The following is a 24,464-nucleotide window of genomic DNA, read 5'->3' as shown; positions in this document are numbered from 1 at the left end:
CGGCGGAGAGCTTGTCGTCCACTCAGGGCGCCGGGCTTTCAATCCTCGGCAAAGCCAGGGCAGCTTTAAGCTTTGGGCGTGAACGCCAGCGCCACCGAGTTGATGCAGTAGCGCTCGCCGCTGGGTTCGGGGCCGTCCGGGAAGACGTGGCCCAGGTGAGCGTCGCATTCCGAGCAGCGCACTTCGATGCGGGTCATGCCGTGGGAGTGGTCGACGATGCGGGCGATGCGCGCGCCGGCGGCTTCGGCCCAAAAACTGGGCCAGCCGCAGCCGGGGTCGTACTTGGCGTCGCTATGGAATAGCAAGGTGCCGCAGCAGACGCAGTGGTAGTCGCCGTTCTCTGTGCGGGTATAGTGTTCGCCGCTGAACGGACGCTCGGTGCCGGCCTGGCGGGTGACGCGGTATTGTTCCGGCGTCAGCTGCCGTTGCCATTCTTGATCGGTTTTTTGCATGGTCATGGTGCGCTCCTGTGTAGAGGGTTAGCCCTATTTTAGGGCGAGTCCTAGTTGCCGGTATATCCGGCGTTAAGGTTTTACCGGGGACAGGGTTGACGGGGGAAGGGTGCGGACTCTTATCTCAATATTTGACCTGTTAACAAAACTCCTAATGCTGTGTTGGCCTTCTTGTCACCCAACCTGGCCTCAGATTCATTAGTCGTGCCGGCAGCCCGTGGATGACGGATTCGGAGCTGGAGTTTGTAAGGATGTGGAGTACGTTGCCCGGCTTTAATTAATATATTCATTAAAAATAAAGAAACACTTCCAAATAGCCTTTCTATTTTCAATATCATGTCGACCCCAGGGCTTTCCCACAGTACTGTGTGCTGCATTTAATACAAAATAAATTATCAGTTGTAAATTTTTGTTGTGTTTGTTCGAAGCGGGCATCAGAGTGGCGGCAGTGCCTGTTGTTGCCGTTCATGCCGGGGGAAAGGCGGGAGGGCCGTCGGGTGAATCGGGAGAGTTTTGATAGCGTGACTGACTCCAAAGGGGATATATGTTGAGGCTTCGAATCAATTTGCTGACGTTGGCGAGCGGCGCGCTCGGGCTGCTAGGGCTGGTTTGCTCTGAGGCGGGCGCTGCCGCCACCACCGGCATCGTGGCGGTCAATAGCGGCCAGTGCTTGAATGTCGGGGGCGGTTCGACCCAGTCCGGGGCCGGCATCATTCAGTGGCCCTGCTCGGCGGGGAGCAATGAGCAATGGACGTTCGTGCCCTTGGCCAACGGTTTCTATCACATCGTCTCGCAGAAGTCGCAGATGTGCCTGAATGTGCCGGCTTCCAGTCGCAATCAGGGTGTTCAGCTGATTCAGTGGCCATGCCAAGGCGTCGCGGTGACCAATGACCAGTGGAAAATCCAGCCGGTGGATGTCGGCACTTACCATATTGTGTCCGCATCCAGCGGCCAGTGCGTGAACATCTTTTCCGGCGTCGCGACTCAGGGAACCAAAGTGGTGCAATGGCCCTGCCAGGGCAAGGCGCAGGTGAACGACCAGTTCATGTTCGATTACCCCGGTTCCAAAAGCACGGCTCTTCCCTCCGCCTGGAGCGGAGTGATTCCCTTGCCGGTCACTCCCGTGGGGGTCGCCAATCTGCCGGACAACAAGCTGATGATGTGGTCCGCGGATTTTCCCGACGCTTTCAGCGGAGACAGCGGCAATGGCAACAGCAAGACCTATACCGCGTTGTTCGACGCGGCGAAAAACGCGCCGCTCCCGCTGACGGTGGTCACCACCGGCTCGAATTTGTTCTGCCCGGGCACGTCGATGCTGCCCAACGGCAATCTGTTGATCAACGGCGGCTCCAGTAGTCCTAAAACACAGATATACGATTGGGCGGCCAAGCGTTGGAGCGCCAGCGGCAATATGAATATCCCGCGGGGCTATGAGGCCAATACCGTGCTGTCGGATGAACGGGTGCTGACTTTGGGCGGTTCCTGGAGCGGCGGCTACAACAGCAAGAGCCGGCCCAATCGCACCGGGGAGGTGTGGGAGGGCGGCCATTGGAAAGTTCTTGCCGGCGTGCCTGAAAATAATGTGATCGGGCCCGATCCGCAGGACACCAATGGCAGCGTGTACCGCGGCGATAATCATTTGTGGCTGTTCGCCAGCAGCGGGGGGATGGTATTTCATGCCGGACCCAGCGCGCAGATGAACTGGATTGGCACCAGCGGTTCCGGGAGCATCGTCTCGGCGGGAACGCGCGGCAACGACCCCTACAGCATCAACGGGAGTGCGGTGATGGTGGACGCCGGCCAGATCCTGAAGCTGGGCGGCGCGCCGGCTTATCAGCAGAACACAGGTACGACTTACGCGAGCAACTCGGCTTATCTGATCGATATCCGCGGCGGCCCCAAGGCTCCAGTGAAGGTCAAGCCGCTGCCGGGGATGAGCTATCGCCGCGCATTCGCCAATTCGGTGGTTTTGCCGGATGGCGATGTGGTGGTGGTGGGCGGGCAGACGATACCGCAGCCGTTCACGGATTCCTACGCGGTGTTGACGCCTGAGTTATGGAGCGCGGCGAAGCAGACATTTTCGCCCTTGAAACCGATGCAGGTGCCGCGCACCTACCATAGCACGGCGATCTTGCTGCAGGATGGGCGCGTGTTTGTCGGAGGCGGCGGCCTGTGCGGCGCCGCTTGCCCGCAAAATCACCTGAACGCGGAAATATTGACGCCTCCGTATCTGCTGAATGCAGACGGCAGCCTGGCTGCCCGGCCGGTGATCAGCGCCGCGCCAGCTCAGGCCAGGCCGGGGAGCGTGATCGAAGTCAAAACGCAGCAGGCGGCGAGCCGCTTCGCCTTGATGCGGCTGTCCGCGGTGACCCATACGGTCAACAACGACCAACGTCGCATCGCCTTGTCGGTGTCGCAGATCACGCCGCTGGCGGGGGAAACGCGTTATTCCCTGCAGATTCCGGCGGATAGCGGCGCGGTGTTGCCGGGTTACTACATGCTGTTTGCCATGAACCCGCAGGGGGTGCCCAGTGTGGCCCGGATCATCACCATCAATTAAACAGCGCTTGGGAGGGCTCGCCTGCGCGCTGGCCCTGTTGGGGATCCCGTGCGCGGCCGGCGGCGAGGAGGCGCCGGCCGGCGGCCGGCTGTTCTACGGTCAGGTCGCTTTGATCGGCCAGCTATATGTCCATAACCGTCCCTTGGGCGCCGAGTACGTGCGTTGCGTCAACTGCCACCGGCTACAGGATCATGCGCGGGCGGAAGGCCGCTTCGGTCCTGATTTGGGCGCGAAATTTTTGACGGAGCCCAGCGCCAGGCGCGGAGGACCGGAGCGGGCTTATACCGAGCAGAGTTTTTGCGAGATGCTGCGAACCGGAAAAGACCCGACCGCGATCTTGATCAGCACGGATATGCCGCGCTACCGCTTGAGCGCGGCGGAGTGCCGGGCTTTATGGCTTTTTTTGCAGGAGCATTAGCATGCAGCGGAAAGATGTCGAGCCGTTGGATCAAGGGCGGAGGCGGTTTGCGATGGGTTTGGCGGGGCTGGCGCCCTTATGGCTGGCGGGGCCGGCCGCGTTTGCCGACACCGTGTCGCCGAGGGACCTGGCCTTGGCGCATGGGGAGATTTCCCCGCCGTTGCCGCTGCCGGATTTCCTGCTGAAGGACAGCGATGGTCAGCGGCGTTCGTTTTACGCCTTATTGCAGCGTCGCGTGACGGCTATCCAGCTGATTTTTACCCGCTGTTCCAATGTTTGCCCGATTCAGGGCGCGACATTCAGGCAGGTGCAGGATTTGATCCCGGAGTCGAAGCGGGCGAGGACGCAGCTATTGTCGCTAAGTCTTGACCCATTGAACGATACGCCCGAGCAGCTGCGGCGATGGCTGGCGCCGTTTCGTCCCAAGCCAGGCTGGCGGGCAGCCAGCCCCGAGCTGGCCTCCCTGGACTTGGTGCTGGCTACGTTCAATCAGCGCCGGACGGATTTGGGCGCGCACCATACGGAAGTCTTGCTGGTGGATGCCAAGCACCGGCTGGCGTGGCGATCGACGGAGCTGCCGTCTGCGGAAACCATCGCGCGCACCCTGTCGGCCTTGGCTTAGCTTGTCGCTGGCCGCGGCCGGTTTTGCTATTGGATTTCGTCCAGCGCGGCGGGCAAGTGGGATTCGTCGGCCCATTGTTCGACCTGCCAACGCCCGTCGCAATAGCTCAGCCAGTTCAGCGCCGCGTTGGGAATGGGGAAATCGCGGGCTTCGGACATCGGTTTGCCGGTGGCCAGCCGGTACATCATTTCCAGCACGCCGCCATGAGTGACCACCAGCAGGGTTTGGCCCAGGTGGCTGCGGGCGATGCTGGTGAAGCCATCGCGGATGCGTCGCATGAAGACATTGAGGCTTTCCCCTCCTTTGAGGTCGTAGTCCGGATCGCGGGATTTCAGCTGCAGATAGTCGTCCCGTATGGTTTGTTCCGCCTCGGCGTAGGTCAGGCCCTGGAACACGCCCATGTGGCGCTCGCGCAGCTCGGCGCTGTAGGTGGGGGTCAGGCTCAACCGCGTTTGCAGCGGCGCGGCGGTTTGGCGGGTGCGGGTCAGGTCGCTGACGTAGAGCGCGTCGAAGGCGTAGCGCCCCGGCCATAGCGCGCGGCTGAGGCTTGCCGCCTGCTCCTGGCCGGTGGGGTTGAGGGGGATGTCGGTATGGCCTTGCAATCGATATTCGCGGTTCCAGTCGGTTTCGCCATGGCGGACGACGCAAAAACGGGTGGTGTGCTGCATTCCTGTCTTTCTGTTTTTTTAACTGCCGAAAATGCGGCGGGGCGACCTTACAAAATACCCACGCCGGAGATGTCGCGCGCCAGGTTGGCGGCGTAGTTGTCGGTCATGCCGCCGACGAAATCCAATACTTTCATATAGGCCTGATACAGGCTGTCGTCACTGCGGATATGCTGTTCCAGCAGACCCATGGCCAGGTGCTCGCGCGGGCTCAGGCACTCGGCGCCCTTGTTGACGTAGGCGTGGGCGGCGGGGATCAGCGCGTCCAGAATGCCCGCCATGCACGGGTAGGAGGCCAGTTCGGTCACCAGCTTGGTTCGGTGGCGGTAGACGCGGGTGCTGGCCAGCTCCTTGGCGTGGATCAACGCGTCCTGTACCTGGGCGCCGCACAGATTGATCAGGTCCTTGGCCGGGAATTCGCCGCGTAGCAGGCTGTCGTGGTGCAGCATGAATTTCTCCGCTACTTCACTGACGCAGCGGCCGATGGCGATGCCGCGCAAGGTGCCGCATTTCTGCCGCACGTCCTGCATGTCCCAGATGCGTTCGTATTCGGTAAAGCTGGAGAACAGGGTTTCGAACTCCTTGAAGTCAAGGATGCCGATCTCCACCGCGTCCTCCAGATCCAGAATCGCGTAGCAGATGTCGTCGGCGGCTTCCATCAGGTAGGACAGCGGGTGGCGGCTCCATTGCTGGATGCCCTTGGGCAGCAGGCCCAACTCCGCGGCCACGCGCTGGAAATAGGGCAGCTCGGTGCGGTAGATATTGAATTTGTCGCGGGCCTGGGCGGCTTCGGCGTCCGAGGTCCACGGGTATTTGATCAAGGCGCCCAAGGCGGCGGCGGTGAGGCGCATGCCGCCTTCGCCGGTGTACATTTCCAGCGTGGCCAGCATGCGTAGGCCATGGGCGTTGCCTTCGTAGGTCTGCACATCGCGGATTTCCTCGGGCGCCAGGCCGTGCAGCCAGTGCGCGTTGCGTTCGGCGCGAAACCAGTCGCGCAGCGCGTATTCGCCGGTGTGGCCGAAGGGCGGATTGCCGATGTCGTGGGCCAGGCAGGCCACTTGCACCACGGCGCCGATGTCGTGCGGAGTGTAGTTGTCCGGCAGCAGATGGGCATGCTGCATCATCATGCCGACACGATTGCCCAGGCTGCGGCCGACGCTGGCCACCTCCACGCTGTGGGTTAGCCGGTTGTGGGTATGGTCGTGGCGCGCCAGCGGGTGCACCTGGGTTTTGCGGCCCAGCCGGCGGAAGGCGCTGGAGAACACCACGCGGTCGTGGTCAATGTGGAAGTCGGTGCGCAAGCCCGGGCTGCCTTCTTCGGTGGCCGGGGTGCGGGTTTCCTTGACGTGGCCCTGAATGACTTTGAAGCGTTTGGTGGAGAGGAGTCGTTCCCAATTCATGCGTGCGGAGGAGGTCATGGCGTGGCCCGTGGTGCTGTTGTATTGATGATATGGGCGCGGCGGGCAAAACAAAAGAGCCAGCGCGGGGCTGGCTCTTGGAATGGGGTTACGAGCTTAGCGTTTGCCGGTCTGATTGCCGACCACGCCGCCCACCGCGGCGCCGCCCACAGTGCCGATGGCGTCGCCGCCGGTGAGCACGGAGCCGAGCACGGCGCCGGCGGCCGCGCCGATGGCGGTGTTTTGCTGGCGCTTGGACATGTTGGCGCAACCGGACAGCAGGCTCACGGCGAGCAGGCTGGCGGCAATGACTTTAACGGCGGGTTTGCTGGTAATCGAGGTCATCGAAGTCTCCAAAAACATGAAGTAGGTCTTGTGTAGTCTGAGACGCTTTGAATGCCATCTGGTTCCTATTTTTACGCGTCTTTTCGTAACCATACGTACAGCATTCTATATGCTGTCTTGATGACTTTCAGTACGCGGCGCGATATTAAATAAACCAATTTGTTTACTTATTGCGGCGGCGGGATTAGCATGGGCCATCGTTTCATTGGTATGCGTCATGAATGTTTTCCATCCAAAATTAATTCTGCTAACTGTCTGTCTGGTGGCGCTGATGAGCACGGCCGGCGTGGCCATGCCTTATCCCATCCTGGCGCCCATCTTCGTGAACTCCGCGCCGGATGCGTTCAATCACTTCCTGGGGCTGCCGCCCAAGCTGCTGCTGGGCCTGGCCTTGGCCGCCAACCCGCTGGGCATTTTGCTGGGCAGCACCTTGATTGGAGCATTGTCGGACCGGCTGGGGCGGCGGCGGGTGTTGACAGGCACCTTGTTGCTGACCTTCGCCGGCTATCTGTTGACGGCCTACGCTTTATGGAGCCGCTGGTATCTACTGTTCGTGCTGGCGCGTTTTGTCACCGGCCTGACCGAGGGCAATGTGGCGGTGGCGCGCGCCATCGTCGCGGATCTGCATCCGCAGCTGGATCGCACGCGCTCCTTCGCCATTCTCAATGCGGTGCTGTATACCGGCTGGCTGGTGGGGCCGCTGATTGGCGGGTTGACCTTGCCATTGGGAGAGGCGGTGCCTTTCCTGCTGGCCGCCGGCGCCATCTTGCTGTGCTTGGCGGTGCTGCTGGCCTTCCTGCCGGAGACCGGCGAGCGCATGCACCAGGATCAGTCCTTGTTGCAGGTGATGCGCGGCCAGCACTCCTTCCGGCTGCTGTCGGCGGACCCTTTGCTGGCGCGATTGTTTTGGATGCAACTGGCGTTCGCTATCGGGGTCAACGCTTTTTACGAGTTTTACCCTTTGTGGCTGGTGGAGTACGCGCGGCTGGACAGCCGTGGCATCGCGGTGGTGACGGCGTTGATGTGCGTCTTGATGACATCGGCCAGCGTTTTGCTGGGCAAGCTTGGGCATAAGCGGGCGCCGCTGGAACTGGCACGCATCAATGCGGCCTGGGTGGCCCTGGGCCTGCTGGGTTTGAGCCTGCTGGCGGATCTGCCTTGGCCGGGCATAGGCTTGATTGTATTGTTGGGCGTGCCGCTGGCGATTTACAACGCCATCCTGCCCAGTTGGTGTTCGGAGCGCTTCGCCAACCTGGGGCAGGGCAGTGTGATGGGCCTGCTGACCACGATCTTCTGCGTGGCCAATGTGTTGGTGGCTTTGCTGGGCAGCGTGTTGACCATTCTGGACACCCGGCTGGTGCTGGTCCTGGGCGCTTTGACGTGCGGCCTGGCCGCCGGTTGGCTGCAAGGCGTGATCCGTGAGGCGGCGGAAGCCTGATGGCGGCGGCGATCAACGGCGCGGACCGCTTGCTGTATCTGCTGAAAACGCGGGGACCGCAAACGGCGCAGGCGCTGGCGGCGGAGTTGGGCCTGACCAGCATGGGCGCGCGCAAGCACTTGCTGGCGCTGGAGCAGAAGGGGCTGGCGCGGATGGAGGCCCAGGCTCAGGGCGTGGGCCGGCCGGCCCAGGTTTGGCGCTTGACCGAGCGCGGCCATGGCCGCTTTCCGGATCGGCACGCGGACCTGACGCTGCAATTGCTGACCCAGGTGCGGGAGCTGTTTGGCGAGGCTGGTCTGGAGAGTTTGATTCAACGGCGAGAAGCGCAGTCGGAGGAGGAGTACCGGCAGGCTATGTCCGGCGCCGACGCGCTGGCGGACCGGGTGGCCGCGCTGGCGCGAATACGCAGCCAGGAAGGTTATATGGCGGAGGCCCGTCAAGATGGAGACGGTTGGCTGTTGCTGGAAAATCATTGCCCGATCTGCGCGGCGGCGCGTCAATGCCAGGGCTTGTGCCGATCCGAGCTGGCGCTGTTTGAGCGGGTGTTGGGGCCGAGGGCGGAGGTGCGGCGGCTGGAGCACGCGCTGGACGAGGGTGGGCGGCGCTGCGTATATCGCATCGTGCCCTTGGCGGAGTGAGAAGACGCGGCGCTTGCTTTTTGAATTCATGGACTTGCGTGAGCTGATTGTATTTCGCAATCCGGATTTACCGGGATGGTTTTATCAGGTACATTCCGGCGTTTTTCCACGTGGTTGGCGCTTGCTCCGACGCTGGGCAGCGCCTCCTTGGTTGTTGTTCTCCGTTCTGCGGCAAGGCCCTTGCTCAGGACCGTCATGCATTTCACCATTTTCGACACGCCCGTGATCCGGCCTTTGTTCCGCTGCTTGTCCATCGTCATGCTCAAACTGAGCGGCTGGAAGCTGCGAGGGGAGTTTCCCAAGCTGGATAAATACGTGCTGATCGGGGCGCCGCATACCAGCAACTGGGATTTTCCGTTGACGCTGGCGGTGTGTTTCGCCGCGCGGGCCAAGATTTACTGGATGGGCAAGCACACACTGTTCGCCGGGCCGATCGGACCGGTGATGCGTTGGTTGGGCGGTATTCCGGTCAAACGGCATCAGAATAATTCGCTGGTGCAACAAATGGTGGAGGTGTACCGGCGTTCGGACCGGCTAGTGGTGGCGATTCCGCCGGAGGGCACGCGCAAGGCGGTGTCCGAATGGAAGACGGGCTTTTATCACATCGCCTGCGGCGCGGAGGTGCCGGTGGCTTTGGCGTATCTGGATTACAGCCGCAAGGAGGCCGGTTTCGGTCCCATCTTCACGCCCAGCGGCGATATCGACGCCGATATGCCTCGCATTCGCGCCTTTTACCGCGACAAGGTGGGTAAGCGTCCGAATCAAGGCTAAGTCAGCCCTCTCCACGCCTCTCGCTGAAGCGCGGCAGACATTTAACAAGTTCTCAGGGGGCCGCGGCCTGGGCGGCGGCACTCACCGGCAGGAACTGCAGGAAAGGGCCGGCGATCAGGGATTGGCCGAAGTCGATGGCGCTGCGGCGCAGTTTCTCGTCCGACAATTCCGCCAACAGGTCCAGCCTGGCCATCATCTTGCCGAATTCCCGCTCGAAGGACAGATTGCGCACGTTGCCGATCTCGTTGGACAGCAAGGCCGGCGCGCCGCTGATCTGGCGGTTGTTCAGCATCCAGGCCGCCACTTCCAGGTTGTGCGAGGCGTTGGCCAGTTGCTGCGCGTCCAGTCCGTGCACCAGAAACAGCTCGGTGCGGCCGCCGTAGGCGTCCACCAGCATCGAGCCCATGCCGTAGATCAGCGCGCCTGCGCGGTCGCCGCCAAAACCCGGGTCGAAAGCCGCGCTCATCGCCGCGATGGAGCGCTGCCCGGCCAAGGCCGGCAGCGGGGCGTTATTGCGGATTGCGCCCATGACTTGTCGCATTGCGGCCGGGTAGTCCGCCGCGCCGGTCTTGCGCCATTCCTTGGGATTGCGCTTGTACAGCTTTTCCAGCAGGGTCTGCAAGCTGGCCAGATTGTCGCGCATGGCCAGATTGGCCGTGCGGTTGGCGCTGCTCTGTCCCAGTTCATTGCTCCGGAAGTCGTCGCCGGCGACGGGTTTTTGCACTGGAGTGTAAGCGCAGGCGCTCAGAAGTAAAGCGGCGAGCGGCAGCAAGGGCCTGAGCGACATGGAAATGGAGCTCCAGAAGTGGAATGCCCGTTGGTGTACCATGCCCGCGCCGTGCTTGGCAATGCGCGGCTTACGGTGTTTTGCCGGCGAACAGCGCCTTCCAGCCGTCCAGGCCCAGCTGTTTCAGCGTTTCGATATTTTTCTCATAGATGGCTTCCGCTTGCGGGAAGGCTTCCACTGCCCGGCCGATGCTGGCTTCGCGCAGCAGGTGCAAGGTCGGATAGGGCGCGCGGTTGGTGAAGTTCTCTATGTCGTTGACGCCGGTGCCTTCAAACTGGAACTTGGGGTGGAAACTGGCCACTTGCAGTTCGCCGTCCAGCCCCATGTTTTCTACGATGGCGTCGGCGATATCGAGAAAGTCGTTGAAATCCAGGAAACGCTGCAGCGCGCGCGGGTGGATCAGCAAGGTGGTATCGATTTCGTCCGGGCTGCTATCAGCCAGCAGACGCAGTTCGGAGGCGAGCTCTTGCGCCAACTGATCCGGCTGGGCGGCGTCGCTGACCACGTAGCGCACCTGGTTTTTCACGTAGACGCTCTTGGCGAACGGGCACAGATTGAGTCCGATCACCGCTTTTTCCAGCCAGTCGCGGGTGGCGGCGATGATGTGTTCGTGATCGTCGGAGGCGGGCATGGGATTCCTTGCGTTGAAGCGTGAATGCAAAAAACCCGGCACGAGGCCGGGTTTTCATCAAGCTGACTAATCGCGTGGATTAGATGGGCTGGATGTTGGAGGCTTGTTTGCCTTTCGGGCCGTCTACGACGTCAAAGCTAACGCGCTGGTTTTCAGCCAGGGTGCGGAAGCCTTTGGCATTGATCTGGGAGAAGTGAGCGAACACGTCGTCGCCGCCTTCATCCGGGGTGATAAAGCCAAAACCTTTGGAGTCGTTGAACCACTTAACGGTACCGGTTGCCATTTTGTTAATTCCTCAAAACGAGCAGTTGAAATAAAAGGCACGAAGTTCAAGGGAAATGGCGACTGAGGTACGGACTTAATGCCACTACGACAACAACACATCCACAACTTGAGCATCCTGCGGCAGGAATAGTGCCTATAGTTCCGGGACATGGCAAGCGTTTTCTGCATGGCCGAAAGGGTTTTTATCCTGTTTTTTCAGGATACCCTGGCATTTCTGCCGGTTTTTAATGGTTTGGAGTCAGGCTCCGAAGCAACCGGCTTGCTCCGCGCGGTCCAATTCCGCGCGCAACCAGTCCGCCGCCAGCGGACAGCCGTCCTCCACTTTGCCCACCGCCATGCTTAGCACTTGTTGCTTGCTGACCCCGTTTTCACGCCAACTCTGGCCGCCGGATTGCAGATTGAGCAAGATGGGCATCAAACGGTCTATCGCGCGGGCGAAGCGCGCTTCAGGGGTTTTGCGAGCCTCGAACTCTTGCCACAAGGCCAGCAGGTCCGCGGCGATTGGCTGGGGCAATAGACCCAGGATGCGGCGCATCGCTGCCAGCTCTTCCGCTTCGCGTTCGGCGGCACCGTCCGCGTCGTAGACGAGGGTGTCTCCGGTGTCGATCTCGCCCAAGTCGTGAATCAACAACATGCGCACGACTTTGTCGATGTCCACCGGCTCGGCGGCGAAGTCGCGCAGATTGAGAGCGAAGAGGGCGATCTGCCAGCTGTGCTCCGCCGAATTCTCGTAGCGGTCCACATAAACGGCCTTGGTTTTGCGCAGCACCGTTTTGAGTTTGTCCACTTCAATAATGAAGGCGATGTGCTGTTGCAGCGTTTGCAGTTGGTTTTGCATGGGAATATTAAGGCGGATAGGCGGGCGATGCGCCGAGGGCGCAAATTATGCGCGGCGCGTGATGGTTTGGAAAGGGCGCTGTCGCACGCTTTGCCGCATGCTGCATATACTGGAATGAAGGGGCATTGAAAATGGGAGAGGGCATGGGCAAGCAGGAGCTGACGCTGGAGATCGTGGAGCCTGAGGCGTTCCACGATTTCATGGAAGTGATGAGCGATTACGCGCCGCAGGTTGAGCATCTGGTTTGCCAACTGGGTTTCGGCGACACCGACGCCGCGCAGATCGATCAGCTGTTTCGTTTGCTGCACAGCATCAAGGGCGACGCCAGCATGTGCCAGGTGCGTTTTGTGGTGCCTTTCGTCCATTCGCTGGAAAGCCTGTTGGAGAGGCTGCGCAGCGGCGAGGTGAGCTATGAGGATTCGATCGGCGACGTCATGCTGCTGGTGATGGACCGTTTGGGTCTGGCGCTTGAGGCCCTGGAAAACCACGAATTGTTGGACGATCTGCAGTTGCCCCTGCTGATGCGGGCGCTGAATCAGGTGGCGGAATGCCCGGTTGGCGAGCTGTTGCAGCGTTGTCAGCAACTGGTGGAGCAGATCACCGGGATTCCCTTGCATGTGATTGAATCGGATACGCCGACGGATGCCGCCGCGCAGCTCAGCCAGGGCGATTTGGCGTTTTTCCGGATATTGGCCCTGCAGTTTGAACAGCGCTTGCCGCAGTTCCAGGGCCGCACCGAGCGCAATCTGGAACTGGCGCTGGAGACTAGTCGCCAGGCGCCGGGGCTGGTGGACGACAGGCAGCTGGAGGCGGCGGTGTATATGCACGATATCGGCATGATGCTGCTGCCGGAGTCGTTCTGGTTGAAAGTGGGGCGGATGAGCGAGTCCGAGCGCCATCAGATGGCGGAGCACCCGGGCTGGGCGGCGGGCCTGTTGGAACGGATGCCGGCCTGGGCCGACGCGGCGCGCATGGTGGCCCAGCATCACGAGATGCCGGATGGCAGGGGCTATCCGCATGGCCTGCACGGCGATGAGATTTGCAGCGGCGCGCTTATTCTGGCTCTGGTTGATGCCTTCGAGGCGGTGACTTTGAAGCACTCGCATCGCGGTTTGCGGCATTCGATGATGCGCGCCATCGCAGAGATCAACGCTTCGGAGCGTCAGTTCGATCCCTTTTGGCTGGCGCGTTTCAATCAGGTGATCCGCGTGCGGCTGGCGGCTTGCGCCAGACGGCCGCCGGGAGATTAGCCGGTGTCAGACGCCGTGTTGTTTGAACCATTGCAGCATGCGGCGCCAGCCGTCGTTGGCGGCGGCCGCGTTGTAAGTTGGACGGTAGTCGGCGTTGAAGCCGTGGTCGGCTTCAGGGTAAACCACGATTTCAGAGGGCTTGCCGGCGGCGCGCAGCGCGGCCTTCATCTTGTCCACCGACTCCAGAGGAATACCCTTGTCCAGCCCGCCGTAAAGCCCGAGCACCGGCGCATGCAACTGCGCGGCGATGTCCAGCGGCTGGCGTGGTGTATTCGTTCCGGCCTCTCCTTGCAGCCGCCCGTACCAGGCTGCGCCGGCTTTGAGCGCGGGATTATGCGCGGCGTACAGCCATACCTGGCGTCCGCCCCAGCAAAAGCCGGTGATGGCCGCGTGCTTGACGTCGCCGCCGTGGCCGCTTGCCCAGGTCAGGGTGGCGTCCAGATCCGCCATTACCTGGTTGTCCGGCACCTTGCTGACCAGGCCGCTGACCAGTTCGCCGATGCTGGCGACCTTGCTAGGGTCGCCCTGGCGGAAATAGAGCTCGGGGGCCACGGCCAGGTAGCCGGATTTGGCCAGCCGTCGGCACAGGTCGCGGATGTGTTCATGCACGCCGAAGATTTCCTGCACCACCAGCACCACCGGCAGAGGGCCGCCGGCAGCGGAGGGCTTTGCCATATAGCCCGGCATGACGGCGGGGCCGGTCGGGATTTCCACCGCCCCGGCGTTGAGGCCGTCGCCGTCCGTGAGAATGGCGCTGGCGGCTATGGGTTGCACCGCCAGCGCGAAGCCCACGCCCACCGCGCTGTTCAGAAAGTCCCGACGCGAAGCGTCGATATGTCGGTTGCTTGTCATAAGGGCATTCTCCAACAAGGTGATTCGGATTGGGTCAACCAGCTTAATGCCGTTGACATTGCCTGGCAAGCCGGCGCGCGCGCCGGCTTGCGGGGGCTTCCTTAGGACGAGGGAATGCGGCATTATTCACAGCCATTGAAGCATGACTTAACGAAACGTATATAGATTATGCCGGACTCCTCCAAAGTGAAGCTGCCTACCAGCTTCTTGCGCATCGGTCAGCAACTGCCGGTTGACGTGTACGCCAAGAACGGCCTGCTGCTACTGAAAAAAGGCCATTACGTGCTGACGCCGGAGCAGCGCGAACGGCTGGTGACGTTGGCGCACGGCGACAGCGAGGAGGTGGCGGCGCGCTTGGAGCGCGAGCAGCTGGAGCGCGCGGCGCAGCGCGAGAAGGAAGCCGCGGCGCAAGTGCAGCCCAATCCCATCATGGAGCTGGGTTTCCAGACTCGTCGCGCCGAGGGCCTGCTTTTGCATGGCCTGGCGGTGCCGGGCCTGGCCGGGAGGCTGGTGGACATGGCGGACGCGTTGATCCGGTTGGCTTGCAAGCAGCCGGACGGGGTGCTGGCCAGCGTGCTGCTGACGCCCTACCGCGACATCGGCAGCGCCCATAGCGTGCATGTAGCGGCGATCATGGCGGTGTTGGGGCGGCGCTTGGGCATGGAGGAGGCGCGTTTGCAAGCAGTGGTGGGCGCGGCTTTGAGCATGAATTTGGCGATCACCGGCTTGTTGAATCAACTATCGCGGCAGCAAACGCCGCCGGACGCCGCGCAGCGCGACGATCTCTACGCCCATCCCATTGTCGGTTCCGCCATTTTGCGCGAGGCCGGCGTGGTGGACGAACATTGGCATCTATTGGTGCAGACCCATCAGGAGCAGCGCGGCGGCGACGGCTACCCGCAGGGGCTGCGCGGCGAGGATATCCACCCGGACGCAGCCTTGCTGCACATGGTGGACGTGTTGTGTTCCTGCATACATCAGCCGCAGCCGGCCTTGCCGGCGCTGGTGATCGGCAGCCTGTATCGTGGCGAGCTGGGCGATTTCGATCCGCAGCACGCCGCTTTGCTGATAAAGGAGCTGGGCGTGTACCCGCCCGGCAGCTTCGTCAAATTGGCCAGCAACGAGATCGGCGTGGTCACCCACCGCAGCGACAAGGCCAACGCGCCGCGAGTGGCGGCCTTGCGCAAGTTGGACGGCGCGCCCTACGCCGACGCGTTGCTGCGCGACACTCGGCAGAACGCTTACCGGGTGCTGGAGGCGGCGCCGTTGTCGGCGGCGGTGGTGAAGCCGGCTTATCTGTCCAAGCTGTGGCAGAAGTGAGCGGGTTCAGGGCCGAGCCTCGCCCAGCGGTCGTAACTGGATGCCGGATACGTCCTTGATCTTCCAGATGCGACGGATGTGCGCGAGATCGCGTTCGGTTTCGTCGCGCAGCCGCGCTTCCGGCAAAAAACTCATTTCCACGTCCACATTGCCCAAATAGACCGCCTCGCCGCGCTTCACTTCAAACGGAGCGGCCAGGCGGAAGCCGCGCATTTTGCGGCTCACGCCCCAAGCTCCGTCTTCCAGCCAGTTGGCCCAGACCTGTTCCACCCGGTACTGGCCCGGCTCCAGCGTGAACAGCATCAATTTGCCCTCCGCCATGGATTTGCCCGGTTCGCCGAAAACGGTGTCGGTCAGCAGGCTGGCGCGGTCGACGGCCACGACGCGACCAGCGGCGTTGGCGATATCCAGGCCGAGCGTCGCACTGTCCGGGTTGGAGGATTTGCCGGTCAACGACAGAATGGCGTAGCCGCGTTCGGCGGGCGGCTCCAGCGAGCCGTTCAGACGCTCGGCCATGCCGGCGCAGCCGGTGAGCAGCAGAGAGCAGAAGGCGAGAGTGAAGAGCCGTGTCAGCATAGTGTGTCCTATCGTCCGCCGGAAGCGGCGGCTTGGTTTGCATTGTCCGCTGTTTGCGCTTGCGGCTTCAAGCCCAGCACCAGCAGGGCGCTGAGCAGCAATGAGCCGCTTAGCCAGAGGTAAGCCAGGGTGTGGCTGCCGGTGGCGGCCTCAATCAAACCCAGCGCATAGGGGCCGATGAAACCGCCGATATTGCCCACGGAATTGATCAGGCCGATGGCGCCCGCGGCCAGCGTGCCGGTGAGAAAAGTAGTGGGAATGGACCACCACACGCCCATCGGGCTGTAGACGCCGATGGCGACGATGGTGACGGAGAGCAGCGCCACGGCGAGATGGTCGCTCAGCGCGCCAATCAGGAAACCGGCGGCGGCGAGCAAGAGCGGCAGCGCCACGTGCCAGCGTTTCTCCGCCCGGCGCGACGAGGAATGACCCAGCCACAGCATGGCGGCCAGCGCCGCCAGCATGGGCACGGCTGAGGCCAGGCCGATGGCCAGCGGCGACCAGCCGGAGGCGTTCTTGATCACCGTGGGCATCCAGAAGCTGAAGCCCCAGAAACCGGTGATCCATAGAAAGTAGATCAGACATAGCCGCAGCACCGCCGGCTGCGCCAGGGCCTGACGCAGCGTGGCCGGCTGTTGTTTACGGGTGGCGGCTTTTTCCGCTTGCAGCGTGTCGATCAAATAGCGCTTTTCCTCCACATTCAGCCAAGCGGCCTTGGCTGGATCGTCCTGCAGCCACAGCAAGACAGCACCGCCGTAGAGCATGGTGACGCCGCCCTCCAGCAGGAACAGGCTTTGCCAACCTTTCAGGCCGAAGGGCTGAAGACCCACCAACCAGCCGGCAAGCGGCGCGCCGACGATGGCGGATACCAGCAGGGAGCTCAAGGTGATGGAAATCGCGCGGGCGCGGGTTTCCGCGACGAACCAGCGCGGGATCACCGAGGCGTAGATCACCGGGTAGAAGCTGGCTTCGCACACGCCCAGCATAAAGCGCAGCAGGTAGAACTGCCATTCGTTCTGCACCAGGCTCAGCAATATGCTGACCGCTCCCCAGGAGAACAGGATGCGCGCGATCCAGCGGCTAGGGCTCCAGCGCTCGGCCAGAATCGCTCCGGGTACCTCGAACAGCACGTAGCCGGCGAAGAAAATGCCGGCGGCCAGGCCGTATACTTTGGCGTCGAAGCCGAGGTCGGCGTTCATGGTTAAGGCCGCGTAGCTGACATTGACCCGATCCAGAAAGGCCAGTACGGAGGCGATGAACAGCGGAGCGAGAATGCGCAAATAGGTTTTGCGCAGAAGGGAAGTTTTGACGGAATCTGGGCTCATGCGGCGCCCTCGCTTAATGGGTGGATGCCGTCAAGATGCGCAGAAAGCGCCGCGCAGTCAATCCAGATGCGGCTCGAAGAATTCCAGCAAGCGAGACGGCAGCCAATCCAGTGTGCCGGGAAAGGCGCCGGAGGCGAAACCCACATGGCCGCCGTGGGGCGGGAATTCCAGCGTGACGCTGGCTGCCACGTCGGCCTGACGCGGCAGCGCCTGTTCCGGCAGGAAGGGATCGTTGCGCGCGTTCAACACCAGAGTGGGGCGGGCGATCTGGCCCAGCCGAGGCTTGGCGCTGGCGCTGCGCCAGTAGTTGAGGGCGGTGCCGAAGCCGTGAATCGGCGCGGTGACCAGGTCGTCGAATTCAATGAAGGTGCGTGCGCGGCGGAGTTTGCCCCCGTCGAACAGGCCGGGGTGGCGCTGTAGCGATTTCAGCGCTTTGGGCTTAAGCGTGCCCATGAACATGCGGGTGTACAGTAGTTTGCCCAAGCCCCTGTCCAGCTGGGTGCTGGCCGCCACCAGATCCAGCGGCGCGGACACCGCCGCCGCCGCGCGCGGCAGCGCCAGCGCGCCTTCGTCCGCCAGGTAGTTGAGCAGCATGCTGCCGCCAAGCGATACCGCGGCGGCGGCCAAGATCGGGAAGCGTTGAGCCAGCCGGCTCAAAATCCAGCGCACTTCGGCACTGTCGCCGGCGTGATAGGCGCGCGGCAGAGGATTGTCCACGCCGCCGCAGCCGCGAAAGTGCGGCACCACGCCATGCCAGCCGCGCCGCTGAACCGCCAGCAAGAGCGCGCGCGCGTAGTGGCTGTCGCTGCTGCCTTCCAGCCCGTGAAACAACACGACCAGCGGCGCGCCGGGCCGCCCGGCGACAAAGTCCAGCGCGATGCGGGCGCCATCCGGCGTGTCCCACAGCTCGCGGCGGTAGTCGGGGCGCGGGGTCTTGATCGCCAGCGCCGGCCAGATGGTTTGGGCATGGCCGCCGCGCAGCCAGGCGGGAGACTGGTAAGCCATGGCTCAGGCCGGCTTTTTCTGAGCCGATTTGGGGCGGAAGGCCTTGACCACCGCCTCATGGGTTTCGATATAGGGACCGTCCAGCAGGTCGATGCAGTAGGGGACGGCGGCGAAGATGCCAGAGGTTTCCACTTGGCCGTCGGCGCCGCGCAGGCCTTCCAGCGTTTCCTTGATCGCCTTGGGCTGGCCGGGCAGGTTGAGAATCAGCGCCTGCTTGCGGATCACGCCCACCTGGCGGGACAGGATGGCGGTGGGCACGAAGCGCAGGCTGATCTGGCGCATCTGCTCGCCGAAGCCGGGCATCTCGCGGTCCGCCACCGCCAGCGTGGCCTCGGGGGTGACGTCGCGGGCGGCCGGGCCGGTGCCGCCGGTGGTCAGCACCAGTTGGCAGCCTTCCTCGTCCACCAGCGTTTTGAGCGCGGCTTCGATTTGCGGCTGCTCGTCCGGGATCAGACGGGCGACGACGACGAAGGGGCTGGCCAGCGCGGCGGCCAGCCAGTCCTGCAGCGCCGGAATGCCCTTGTCTTCGTACACGCCGCTGCTGGCGCGGTCGGAGATCGAGACCAGGCCTACTTTCAGCATCACTCGTCGTCCTCTTGGTCCTGCTGATGCAGGCGCGGCTTGCCCGGTTCCGGAATCACGTCCTTGACGGCCTGATAGAGCAGGCGGAAGGACTTGGGCGGTTTGTTGTCCTGTTTTTCCTTGCGCGCGTTGCGGATCAGCGTGCGCAGCTGCTGCGGGTCCGCGGCGGGGAAGTCGGTGACGAAGCTGGCCAGCATCTTGTCGTCTTCCATCAACCGTTCGCGCCAGCGTTCCAGCAGGTGCTGCCAGGCGATGTGCTCGGACGATTCGCCTTTGAGAATTTGCAGGTATTGCTGGATCGGCTCCGGGTCCACGTCGCGCATCAGCTTGCCGATGTATTGCAGTTGGCGGCGCAGCGCGCCGTGCGCGGTAAAGCGTTTATAGTCCAGAATAGCGGTGAGGAGGTCTTCCGGCAGCTGCATTTTCTTCAGCGTGTCCTTGGACAGCTCCACCAGTTCGCGGCCCAGGTCTTGCAGCGCATCCATGTCGCGCTTGCGCTGGGATTTGCTGACGTAGCCGTCGTCCGGGCTGTCGTTCTGGTAATGGGTCATCGTTGGCAATTCTCAATCGGTTTTCTCAAGGCTGGTATGATACCGGAAAAGGCCTCCGGCCGTTTCGACCATTGCGAAAGACACTAGATGGAAGACAAGACATTCAGTTTCAGCCAGGCCGCGCTGGAGGACATCGCCTCCCGCGTCATCGAACTGGCAAAGGCCGAAGGCGCCAGCGCCGCCGAAGCCGATGTTTCCGAAGGACTGGGCCAGACCGTGAGCGTGCGCCTGTCCGAGGTGGAAACCATCGAATACAACCAGGACAAGGGCGTGGGCGTAACCGTCTACCTGGGCCAGAAGAAAGGCCACGCCAGCACTTCCGATTTTTCCGAAGAGGCCTTGGCCGACACCGTGCGCGCCGCGTTGGACATCGCGCGCTACACCGCCGAGGATCCGTGCGCCGGCTTGGCGGATTCCCAGTTGATGGCCACCGAGTTTCCGGACCTCAGCCTATACCATCCGTGGTCGCTGCCGGTGGAGGAGGCCATCGAACTGGCCAAGTCCTGCGAGGCCGCGGCGCTGGCCGCCGATCCGCGCATCCGAAACTCCGAGGGTGGCACCGCCTCGTCGCAGTCCAGCCACTTCGCTTACGCCAACAGCCACGGATTCATCGCCGGCTACGCCAGCAGCCGCCACAGCATTTCCGCTGCGGTGGTGGCCGAGGACGGCGGCGCGATGCAGCGCGATTACTGGTATTCGTCGGCGCGCCGGCGCGAGGATCTGGACGCGCCGGAAGCCATCGGCGCCAAGGCCGGTCAGCGAGCGGCGCGGCGACTGGGCGCGCGCAAGGTGAAGACCGGGCAGTATCCGGTGGTGTTCGAGGCGCCGATAGCCGCCTCGTTGCTCAGCCACTTGGTGGCCGCCATCAGCGGCGGCAGCCTGTATCGCAAATCGTCCTTCCTGCTGGATTCGCTGGGCAAGCCGGTGATGTCGGCCAACGTCACCATAGACGAAGACCCCTTCTTGCTGCGCGGCATGGCCAGCGGCGCCTTCGACAACGAGGGCGTGGCCACGGTGGCGCGCCGGCTGGTGGACAAGGGCGTGCTGCAGGGTTATATGCTGGGCAGCTACTCGGCGCGCAAACTGGGCATGCAGACCACCGGCAACGCCGGCGGCGCGCATAATCTGGTGGTGCACTCCACCGGCGAAAGCCTGGAGGAGCTGTTGCAGGCCATGGGCACCGGCCTGCTGGTAACCGAGCTGCTGGGGCAGGGCGTCAACACGGTCACCGGCGATTACTCGCGCGGCGCGGCCGGCTTCTGGGTGGAGCGCGGCGTGATCATGCACCCGGTGGAGGAAATCACCATTGCGGGCAATCTGCGCGAGATGTTCATGCAGATAGACGCGGTGGGCAACGACGTGCTGGAGCGCGGCGGCCGGCAGATGGGCTCGGTGCTGTTGCGCAGCATGATGGTGGCCGGCGAGGCCTGAGAACCCGCTCAATGTCTGCTGCGCATCGGCAATACTGCGTTAAAAACCGCTTCGAAACGCTCATGTACCCCTTGATCATTCCGCTTTCTCAGCGGTTTGCGCCTTGTCTCGCTCTGGCTCGCGAGACTTTGGACAGGCTCTAAGGCAGGCGATGGCGGATTTGTTCGCGCCGGAAGAGGGCGGCTGGCTGGAGCGCCTATCGCCTGGCGCGGCCTTATTGCATCGCCGCGTCTGCGAGATCGACGCGGCCTTGCTGGCGGAAGTGGAGGCGGTGCTGCGGCAAGCGCCTCCGCGCGGCATGCAGACGCCGGGCGGACGGGCGATGTCGGTCGCCACAACCAGCTGCGGCGCTTACGGCTGGGTGTCCGATGCGCGCGGCTACCGCTACGCCGAGCGTGACCCCGGCAGCGGGCAGCCTTGGCCGGCGATGCCAGCCTTGTTGCGGGCTCTGGCCGAGGAGGCCGCGGCCGAGGCCGGTTTCCCCGGCTTCGCGCCGGACGCCTGCCTGATCAATTGCTATGCGCCGGGCGCCAAGATGTCCTTGCATCAGGACAAGGACGAGCGCGATTTTGGCGCGCCCATCGTGTCCGTGTCGCTGGGTTTGCCGGCGATTTTTCTGTTCGGCGGTCTTAGCCGCGCCGAGCGTGCCGGCCGCATTGAGTTGCGCCATGGCGACGTGTTGGTGTGGGGCGGGGCGGACCGGATGCGTTTCCACGGGGTGCTGCCGGTGGCGGACGGGATGCACCCGTTGCTGGGGCGGCGCCGCATCAATCTGACTTTTCGCAAGGCGCGCTGATCCATGGCTGAACCGGCCGATTTCGTTTCGCTGTCTTTATCCCTGTCTTTGCCCGCGGATTTTCGCCGGGACGACTTCATGGCCTTCCACCGCCGCGACGCGCAGGAGCTATCCGAGCGGGTGACGGCGCTGAGCCTGAGCAAGGGCTTGCTGTGGCGCGGCGCGCCGGCCTGCCTTAGCATGGATTTCGCTGCGGACGCGGTGCGGGTGGAGCTGGACGCGGACGTTTCGCCGCAGGCCGGCGACGCGGCGGCCTTGACCTCCATGGCGCGCCGCATGCTGGGCTTGGCGCAGCCGGTGGCGGATTTCGAGTGCGCGCATCGCGGCCATCCCCAGCTGGCGGGGCTGATCGCCGCGCGTCCCGGTTTGCGCGTGCCGCAGACGACCACCCCGTTTGAGGCGCTGGTTTGGGCGGTCACGGGCCAGCAGATCAGCGTGCATGCCGCGATTTCGCTGCGGCGCAGGCTGATGCAGTTGGTCGGCAACCGTCACAGCGGCGGCCTGCTATGCCATCCGTCGCCGCAGCAGGTGGCGGAGCTGGAGCCGGATCAATTGGGGCAGGCCGGCTTCTCTCGCGCCAAAACCCGGACCTTGCTGGAACTGAGCCGGCAGACGGTCGACGGCGGCCTGCCCTTGCAAGGCTGGCTGGACGACGGCGCGCCGGAGGAGATCGCCGCGCGGCTGCTGGCCATGCCCGGCATCGGCCCGTGGACGGTCAGCTACGCGCTGCTGCGCGGCTATGGCTGGCTGGACGGCTCGCTGCACGGGGACGTGGCGGTGCGGCGAGGCCTGCAGCGTCTGCTGGGGAGGGCCGAGGCGGTGTCGCCGCGCGAAACAGAGCAGTGGCTGCAAGGCTTCGCGCCGTGGCGCGCGCTGGTGGGGGCGCATCTGTGGGCGATGCAGACGGCGGCCGGCTATTAATGGCTTGTAAAAGTCCGCTGCGCTTCGTGGGACGTGGCGCGGCGGGCGCTCCTTCGAAACGCCCATGAGCCTCTAGTTCATCCCGCTTTCTCGGCGGTTTTCGCCTGGCCTCGTCCTGGCTCGTTAGACTTTGAGCCGCTTCCGAACGCGTCCAAGGGATTTCCTCCGCGCGAAGTTGGCGCTGGCCGCGGCGTTTGACTACCCTAAATAGAACAAGAAGCCGTGCGGCGTCCGGCGACCGGTCCGCCGCCAACATAGCCACGCGAGGTGCGGGATGGGGAGGCAATCCGATATCGGACTGGTGTTGTCGGGGGGCGGCGCGCGCGCGGCTTACCAAGTGGGGGTGTTGCTGGGGATCTCCCGGCTGCTGCCGGATGCGCGCGTCAATCCCTTTCCCATCATCTGCGGCACGTCGGCCGGGGCAATCAACGCGGTGGCACTGGCCTCCGGCGCCGGCAACTTTCACCTGGCGGTATCCACGCTGGCGCAGATGTGGAAGCAACTGCACATTCAGGATGTCTACGACGCCAGTTCCGGCTATTTCCTGAAGACCTTTTTGCACTTTGGCCTGTCCGTGATGTCCGGCGGCCGGCTGTGGCGCAACCCCAAAAGCTTTCTAGACAACGCCCCGCTGCGCGAGCTGCTGACCAAGGTCATGGTGTTCGAGGGCATAGACCATTCCGTTCGCCACGGCGCGCTCAAGGCGCTGGCGCTGACGGCCTCGTGTTACACCACAGGGATGTCGGTCACCTTTTTCCAGGGCGCGGACAGCCTGGAGGAGTGGGAGCGCTATCAGCGGCTGGGCATGCGCGAGCGCATCGGTATCGAGCACATGATGGCCACCTCGGCCATCCCCTTGATTTTTCCCTCGGTGTGCATAGGGGAGAAGTTTTACTGCGACGGCGCGGTGCGCCAGTTGTCGCCCTTGTCGCCGGCGTTGCACCTTGGGGCGGAAAAGCTGTTCGTGGTTGGTCTGGCCAGCAAGCGGCCGGACACCATAGAACGCCGCCACAGCGGTTTTTATCCGTCGCCGGCGCAGATATTCGGTCATCTGCTCAACAGCGTGTTCATCGACAGCATGTCGGTGGACATGGAGCGGCTGACCCGGGTCAACCATACCGTGTCGCTATTGCAAAGCCACGAGGAACTGGCGCGCCAGACTCAGTTGCGCAGGGTGGACATCTTCATGCTCAACCCCAGCAAATCGCTGGAGGGCATCGCCTACAAGCACACTCGGCTGTTTCCGCCTTTGCTGCGCTTCCTGATGAAGGGCACCGGCGCCACCCGTCACCGGGGCACGGCCTTGGCCACGTATCTGCTGTTTGAGCCGGGCTATACCCGCGAGTTGATCGCCTTGGGCTATAAGGATGCTTTGCATCAGAAAGAGGCTATCCGCCGTTTCCTGGAACTTTAAGCCGCGGCGCGGTTCTGAATCCTCCATGTTGTATGGCACAATCATGCGCCATGACGTTTTACCGCCAAACATTGAGGAAGATATGGGCTTGAGCAACCGACAAGGTTTTCTGCTGATCGCCGCCGCCTGCGCCGGCGCGATGGGTTTTGCATTGTTCGCGCAATACCAGTTGGGCCTGGAGCCTTGCCCGCTGTGCATCTTCCAGCGCATCGGCGTGATCGCCGCCGGCGTGGTCGCCTTGGTGGCGGCTTTGGTCAACCCCGGCCGTTGCGGCGTCAGGGCCTGGGGCGGTTTGACGATTCTGGCCGCTTTGGGCGGCCTGTCGGTGTCGCTGCGCCAACTGTGGCTGCAACACCTGCCGGCGGATCAGGTGCCGGCCTGCGGTCCGGGCCTGGAGTTCTTGATGGAGTCCTCGCCGTTGACGGAGGTGATTTCCAAGGTGCTGAAGGGCAGCGGCGAGTGCGCCTCCGTGGACTGGACCTTCCTGGGAATGGCGATGCCGTTCTGGGTGGCGGTGTTCTTTGTCGGCGTGATCGGCTTTGCCGGCTGGCTGCTGGCGCGCAAATCGGCCTGACGCCGGATTGCCGCGCAGCG

General features: G+C 63.2%; 26 protein-coding genes. 12 read left to right on the top strand and 14 right to left on the bottom strand.

The genetic code is table 11. The features are described 5' to 3' along the window. Positions 1 to 65 precede the first annotated feature (65 nt). A complete protein-coding gene (msrB, locus tag MOV80_RS08145; protein ID WP_019101694.1) occupies positions 66 to 458 on the bottom strand; it encodes a peptide-methionine (R)-S-oxide reductase MsrB in 393 nt (130 codons plus the stop codon). A 538-nt stretch (positions 459 to 996) separates the two neighbouring features. Here msrB and MOV80_RS08140 point away from each other — a divergent pair. Together MOV80_RS08140 and MOV80_RS08135 are read left to right on the top strand one after the other, a co-directional pair. Then, complete coding sequence (locus tag MOV80_RS08140; RefSeq protein WP_249604991.1) at positions 997 to 3,012, top strand: RICIN domain-containing protein; 2,016 nt, start codon at positions 997 to 999, stop codon at positions 3,010 to 3,012. 419 nt (positions 3,013 to 3,431) lie between these two features. Next, positions 3,432 to 4,052, top strand: a complete 621-nt coding sequence (locus MOV80_RS08135; protein ID WP_081576156.1) for an SCO family protein — start codon at positions 3,432 to 3,434, stop codon at positions 4,050 to 4,052. 26 nt (positions 4,053 to 4,078) lie between these two features. Here MOV80_RS08135 and MOV80_RS08130 read toward each other — a convergent pair whose 3' ends face one another. The 3 genes from MOV80_RS08130 to MOV80_RS08120 all read right to left on the bottom strand — a co-directional run bounded on the left by MOV80_RS08130 (position 4,079) and on the right by MOV80_RS08120 (position 6,459). Further along, entirely contained in the window at positions 4,079 to 4,720 is a 642-nt protein-coding gene (locus tag MOV80_RS08130) for a histidine phosphatase family protein (protein ID WP_107731994.1), read from the bottom strand. Positions 4,721 to 4,767: 47 nt separating this feature from the next. Further along, positions 4,768 to 6,135 (bottom strand): deoxyguanosinetriphosphate triphosphohydrolase, encoded by a 1,368-nt coding sequence (locus MOV80_RS08125; RefSeq protein ID WP_019101689.1) that lies wholly within the window; start codon positions 6,133 to 6,135, stop codon positions 4,768 to 4,770. Positions 6,136 to 6,231: 96 nt separating this feature from the next. Next, a complete protein-coding gene (locus MOV80_RS08120) occupies positions 6,232 to 6,459 on the bottom strand; it encodes a glycine zipper 2TM domain-containing protein (RefSeq protein ID WP_019101688.1) in 228 nt (75 codons plus the stop codon). A 217-nt stretch (positions 6,460 to 6,676) separates the two neighbouring features. Here MOV80_RS08120 and MOV80_RS08115 point away from each other — a divergent pair, with 217 nt between their 5' ends. The 3 genes from MOV80_RS08115 (at position 6,677) to MOV80_RS08105 (ending at position 9,306) form a co-directional block, all read left to right on the top strand. Continuing rightward, complete coding sequence (locus tag MOV80_RS08115; protein ID WP_051002641.1) at positions 6,677 to 7,897, top strand: MFS transporter; 1,221 nt, start codon at positions 6,677 to 6,679, stop codon at positions 7,895 to 7,897. Beyond that, on the top strand, positions 7,897 to 8,535 hold the full coding sequence (locus MOV80_RS08110; protein WP_019101686.1) for a metalloregulator ArsR/SmtB family transcription factor: 639 nt from the start codon (positions 7,897 to 7,899) through the stop codon (positions 8,533 to 8,535). Before MOV80_RS08115 ends, MOV80_RS08110 begins: the two co-directional genes overlap by 1 nt. A 195-nt stretch (positions 8,536 to 8,730) precedes the next feature. Then, complete coding sequence (locus tag MOV80_RS08105; RefSeq protein ID WP_019101685.1) at positions 8,731 to 9,306, top strand: lysophospholipid acyltransferase family protein; 576 nt, start codon at positions 8,731 to 8,733, stop codon at positions 9,304 to 9,306. Positions 9,307 to 9,358: 52 nt separating this feature from the next. On the opposite strand, the gene MOV80_RS08100 is transcribed toward MOV80_RS08105, so the two are convergent. From MOV80_RS08100 to MOV80_RS08085, 4 genes are all read right to left on the bottom strand, one after another. Then, positions 9,359 to 10,093 carry a hypothetical protein gene (locus MOV80_RS08100; protein WP_019101684.1) on the bottom strand — a complete coding sequence of 245 codons (735 nt, stop codon included), beginning with the start codon at positions 10,091 to 10,093 and terminating at the stop codon, positions 9,359 to 9,361. A gap of 70 nt (positions 10,094 to 10,163) precedes the next feature. Next, positions 10,164 to 10,724: a DUF1415 domain-containing protein gene (locus MOV80_RS08095; RefSeq protein WP_118268037.1), complete on the bottom strand. Its 561-nt coding sequence runs from the start codon at positions 10,722 to 10,724 to the stop codon at positions 10,164 to 10,166. Positions 10,725 to 10,803: 79 nt separating this feature from the next. Further along, entirely contained in the window at positions 10,804 to 11,007 is a 204-nt protein-coding gene (locus MOV80_RS08090; protein ID WP_019101682.1) for a cold-shock protein, read from the bottom strand. Between the two features lie 240 nt (positions 11,008 to 11,247). Continuing rightward, positions 11,248 to 11,847, bottom strand: a complete 600-nt coding sequence (locus MOV80_RS08085) for an HD domain-containing protein (protein WP_019101681.1) — start codon at positions 11,845 to 11,847, stop codon at positions 11,248 to 11,250. 143 nt (positions 11,848 to 11,990) lie between these two features. Between MOV80_RS08085 and MOV80_RS08080 the strand changes: the two genes are divergently transcribed. Then, entirely contained in the window at positions 11,991 to 13,097 is a 1,107-nt protein-coding gene (locus tag MOV80_RS08080; RefSeq protein ID WP_019101680.1) for an HD domain-containing phosphohydrolase, read from the top strand. A gap of 6 nt (positions 13,098 to 13,103) precedes the next feature. On the opposite strand, the gene MOV80_RS08075 is transcribed toward MOV80_RS08080, so the two are convergent. Beyond that, positions 13,104 to 13,949, bottom strand: coding sequence for a dienelactone hydrolase family protein (locus MOV80_RS08075; protein ID WP_107731995.1), 846 nt, complete (start codon positions 13,947 to 13,949; stop codon positions 13,104 to 13,106). 168 nt (positions 13,950 to 14,117) lie between these two features. On the opposite strand from MOV80_RS08075, the gene MOV80_RS08070 reads away from it, so the two are divergent. Next, a complete protein-coding gene (locus MOV80_RS08070) occupies positions 14,118 to 15,269 on the top strand; it encodes an HD domain-containing phosphohydrolase (RefSeq protein ID WP_107731996.1) in 1,152 nt (383 codons plus the stop codon). A 6-nt stretch (positions 15,270 to 15,275) separates the two neighbouring features. On the opposite strand, the gene MOV80_RS08065 is transcribed toward MOV80_RS08070, so the two are convergent. From MOV80_RS08065 to yjgA, 5 genes are read right to left on the bottom strand one after another with little or no spacing between them, the layout of a single operon-like run. Beyond that, positions 15,276 to 15,845: a hypothetical protein gene (locus MOV80_RS08065; RefSeq protein ID WP_019101677.1), complete on the bottom strand. Its 570-nt coding sequence runs from the start codon at positions 15,843 to 15,845 to the stop codon at positions 15,276 to 15,278. 8 nt (positions 15,846 to 15,853) lie between these two features. Continuing rightward, positions 15,854 to 17,170 (bottom strand): MFS transporter, encoded by a 1,317-nt coding sequence (locus MOV80_RS08060; protein WP_019101676.1) that lies wholly within the window; start codon positions 17,168 to 17,170, stop codon positions 15,854 to 15,856. 57 nt (positions 17,171 to 17,227) lie between these two features. After that, positions 17,228 to 18,175: an alpha/beta fold hydrolase gene (locus tag MOV80_RS08055; RefSeq protein ID WP_107731998.1), complete on the bottom strand. Its 948-nt coding sequence runs from the start codon at positions 18,173 to 18,175 to the stop codon at positions 17,228 to 17,230. Positions 18,176 to 18,178: 3 nt separating this feature from the next. Continuing rightward, entirely contained in the window at positions 18,179 to 18,757 is a 579-nt protein-coding gene (gene mog, locus MOV80_RS08050) for a molybdopterin adenylyltransferase (RefSeq protein WP_043590059.1), read from the bottom strand. Further along, positions 18,757 to 19,308: a ribosome biogenesis factor YjgA gene (gene yjgA / locus MOV80_RS08045; protein WP_019101673.1), complete on the bottom strand. Its 552-nt coding sequence runs from the start codon at positions 19,306 to 19,308 to the stop codon at positions 18,757 to 18,759. Before yjgA ends, mog begins: the two co-directional genes overlap by 1 nt. Positions 19,309 to 19,395: 87 nt before the next feature. Here yjgA and pmbA point away from each other — a divergent pair, with 87 nt between their 5' ends. From pmbA to MOV80_RS08020, 5 genes are all read left to right on the top strand, one after another. Next, on the top strand, positions 19,396 to 20,739 hold the full coding sequence (pmbA, locus tag MOV80_RS08040; RefSeq protein WP_019101672.1) for a metalloprotease PmbA: 1,344 nt from the start codon (positions 19,396 to 19,398) through the stop codon (positions 20,737 to 20,739). A 151-nt stretch (positions 20,740 to 20,890) separates the two neighbouring features. Then, on the top strand, positions 20,891 to 21,535 hold the full coding sequence (alkB, locus tag MOV80_RS08035) for a DNA oxidative demethylase AlkB (protein WP_019101671.1): 645 nt from the start codon (positions 20,891 to 20,893) through the stop codon (positions 21,533 to 21,535). Positions 21,536 to 21,538: 3 nt separating this feature from the next. Beyond that, positions 21,539 to 22,456 carry a DNA-3-methyladenine glycosylase 2 gene (locus tag MOV80_RS08030; RefSeq protein WP_118268034.1) on the top strand — a complete coding sequence of 306 codons (918 nt, stop codon included), beginning with the start codon at positions 21,539 to 21,541 and terminating at the stop codon, positions 22,454 to 22,456. 274 nt (positions 22,457 to 22,730) lie between these two features. Beyond that, entirely contained in the window at positions 22,731 to 23,870 is a 1,140-nt protein-coding gene (locus MOV80_RS08025; protein ID WP_118268032.1) for a patatin-like phospholipase family protein, read from the top strand. Between the two features lie 82 nt (positions 23,871 to 23,952). After that, positions 23,953 to 24,444, top strand: coding sequence for a disulfide bond formation protein B (locus tag MOV80_RS08020; protein ID WP_019101668.1), 492 nt, complete (start codon positions 23,953 to 23,955; stop codon positions 24,442 to 24,444). Positions 24,445 to 24,464 lie beyond the last annotated feature (20 nt).

Source organism: Chromobacterium sp. IRSSSOUMB001 (assembly GCF_023507765.1).
In the GTDB taxonomy this organism is placed as follows: Bacteria; Pseudomonadota; Gammaproteobacteria; order Burkholderiales; family Chromobacteriaceae; genus Chromobacterium; species Chromobacterium haemolyticum.
Note: the sequence above shows the minus strand (reverse complement) of the source record. Positions and strands in the feature narration are given on the sequence as shown.

Bases quoted from the DNA above. Each gene is read 5' to 3' on its own strand.
- msrB (WP_019101694.1), bottom strand. From the start codon at position 458: ATGACCATGCAAAAAACCGATCAAGAATGGCAACGGCAGCTGACGCCG.
- MOV80_RS08140 (WP_249604991.1), top strand. From the start codon at position 997: ATGTTGAGGCTTCGAATCAATTTGCTGACGTTGGCGAGCGGCGCGCTC.
- MOV80_RS08135 (WP_081576156.1), top strand. From the start codon at position 3,432: ATGCAGCGGAAAGATGTCGAGCCGTTGGATCAAGGGCGGAGGCGGTTT.
- MOV80_RS08130 (WP_107731994.1), bottom strand. From the start codon at position 4,720: ATGCAGCACACCACCCGTTTTTGCGTCGTCCGCCATGGCGAAACCGAC.
- MOV80_RS08125 (WP_019101689.1), bottom strand. From the start codon at position 6,135: ATGACCTCCTCCGCACGCATGAATTGGGAACGACTCCTCTCCACCAAA.
- MOV80_RS08120 (WP_019101688.1), bottom strand. From the start codon at position 6,459: ATGACCTCGATTACCAGCAAACCCGCCGTTAAAGTCATTGCCGCCAGC.
- MOV80_RS08115 (WP_051002641.1), top strand. From the start codon at position 6,677: ATGAATGTTTTCCATCCAAAATTAATTCTGCTAACTGTCTGTCTGGTG.
- MOV80_RS08110 (WP_019101686.1), top strand. From the start codon at position 7,897: ATGGCGGCGGCGATCAACGGCGCGGACCGCTTGCTGTATCTGCTGAAA.
- MOV80_RS08105 (WP_019101685.1), top strand. From the start codon at position 8,731: ATGCATTTCACCATTTTCGACACGCCCGTGATCCGGCCTTTGTTCCGC.
- MOV80_RS08100 (WP_019101684.1), bottom strand. From the start codon at position 10,093: ATGTCGCTCAGGCCCTTGCTGCCGCTCGCCGCTTTACTTCTGAGCGCC.
- MOV80_RS08095 (WP_118268037.1), bottom strand. From the start codon at position 10,724: ATGCCCGCCTCCGACGATCACGAACACATCATCGCCGCCACCCGCGAC.
- MOV80_RS08090 (WP_019101682.1), bottom strand. From the start codon at position 11,007: ATGGCAACCGGTACCGTTAAGTGGTTCAACGACTCCAAAGGTTTTGGC.
- MOV80_RS08085 (WP_019101681.1), bottom strand. From the start codon at position 11,847: ATGCAAAACCAACTGCAAACGCTGCAACAGCACATCGCCTTCATTATT.
- MOV80_RS08080 (WP_019101680.1), top strand. From the start codon at position 11,991: ATGGGCAAGCAGGAGCTGACGCTGGAGATCGTGGAGCCTGAGGCGTTC.
- MOV80_RS08075 (WP_107731995.1), bottom strand. From the start codon at position 13,949: ATGACAAGCAACCGACATATCGACGCTTCGCGTCGGGACTTTCTGAAC.
- MOV80_RS08070 (WP_107731996.1), top strand. From the start codon at position 14,118: ATGCCGGACTCCTCCAAAGTGAAGCTGCCTACCAGCTTCTTGCGCATC.
- MOV80_RS08065 (WP_019101677.1), bottom strand. From the start codon at position 15,845: ATGCTGACACGGCTCTTCACTCTCGCCTTCTGCTCTCTGCTGCTCACC.
- MOV80_RS08060 (WP_019101676.1), bottom strand. From the start codon at position 17,170: ATGAGCCCAGATTCCGTCAAAACTTCCCTTCTGCGCAAAACCTATTTG.
- MOV80_RS08055 (WP_107731998.1), bottom strand. From the start codon at position 18,175: ATGGCTTACCAGTCTCCCGCCTGGCTGCGCGGCGGCCATGCCCAAACC.
- mog (WP_043590059.1), bottom strand. From the start codon at position 18,757: ATGCTGAAAGTAGGCCTGGTCTCGATCTCCGACCGCGCCAGCAGCGGC.
- yjgA (WP_019101673.1), bottom strand. From the start codon at position 19,308: ATGACCCATTACCAGAACGACAGCCCGGACGACGGCTACGTCAGCAAA.
- pmbA (WP_019101672.1), top strand. From the start codon at position 19,396: ATGGAAGACAAGACATTCAGTTTCAGCCAGGCCGCGCTGGAGGACATC.
- alkB (WP_019101671.1), top strand. From the start codon at position 20,891: ATGGCGGATTTGTTCGCGCCGGAAGAGGGCGGCTGGCTGGAGCGCCTA.
- MOV80_RS08030 (WP_118268034.1), top strand. From the start codon at position 21,539: ATGGCTGAACCGGCCGATTTCGTTTCGCTGTCTTTATCCCTGTCTTTG.
- MOV80_RS08025 (WP_118268032.1), top strand. From the start codon at position 22,731: ATGGGGAGGCAATCCGATATCGGACTGGTGTTGTCGGGGGGCGGCGCG.
- MOV80_RS08020 (WP_019101668.1), top strand. From the start codon at position 23,953: ATGGGCTTGAGCAACCGACAAGGTTTTCTGCTGATCGCCGCCGCCTGC.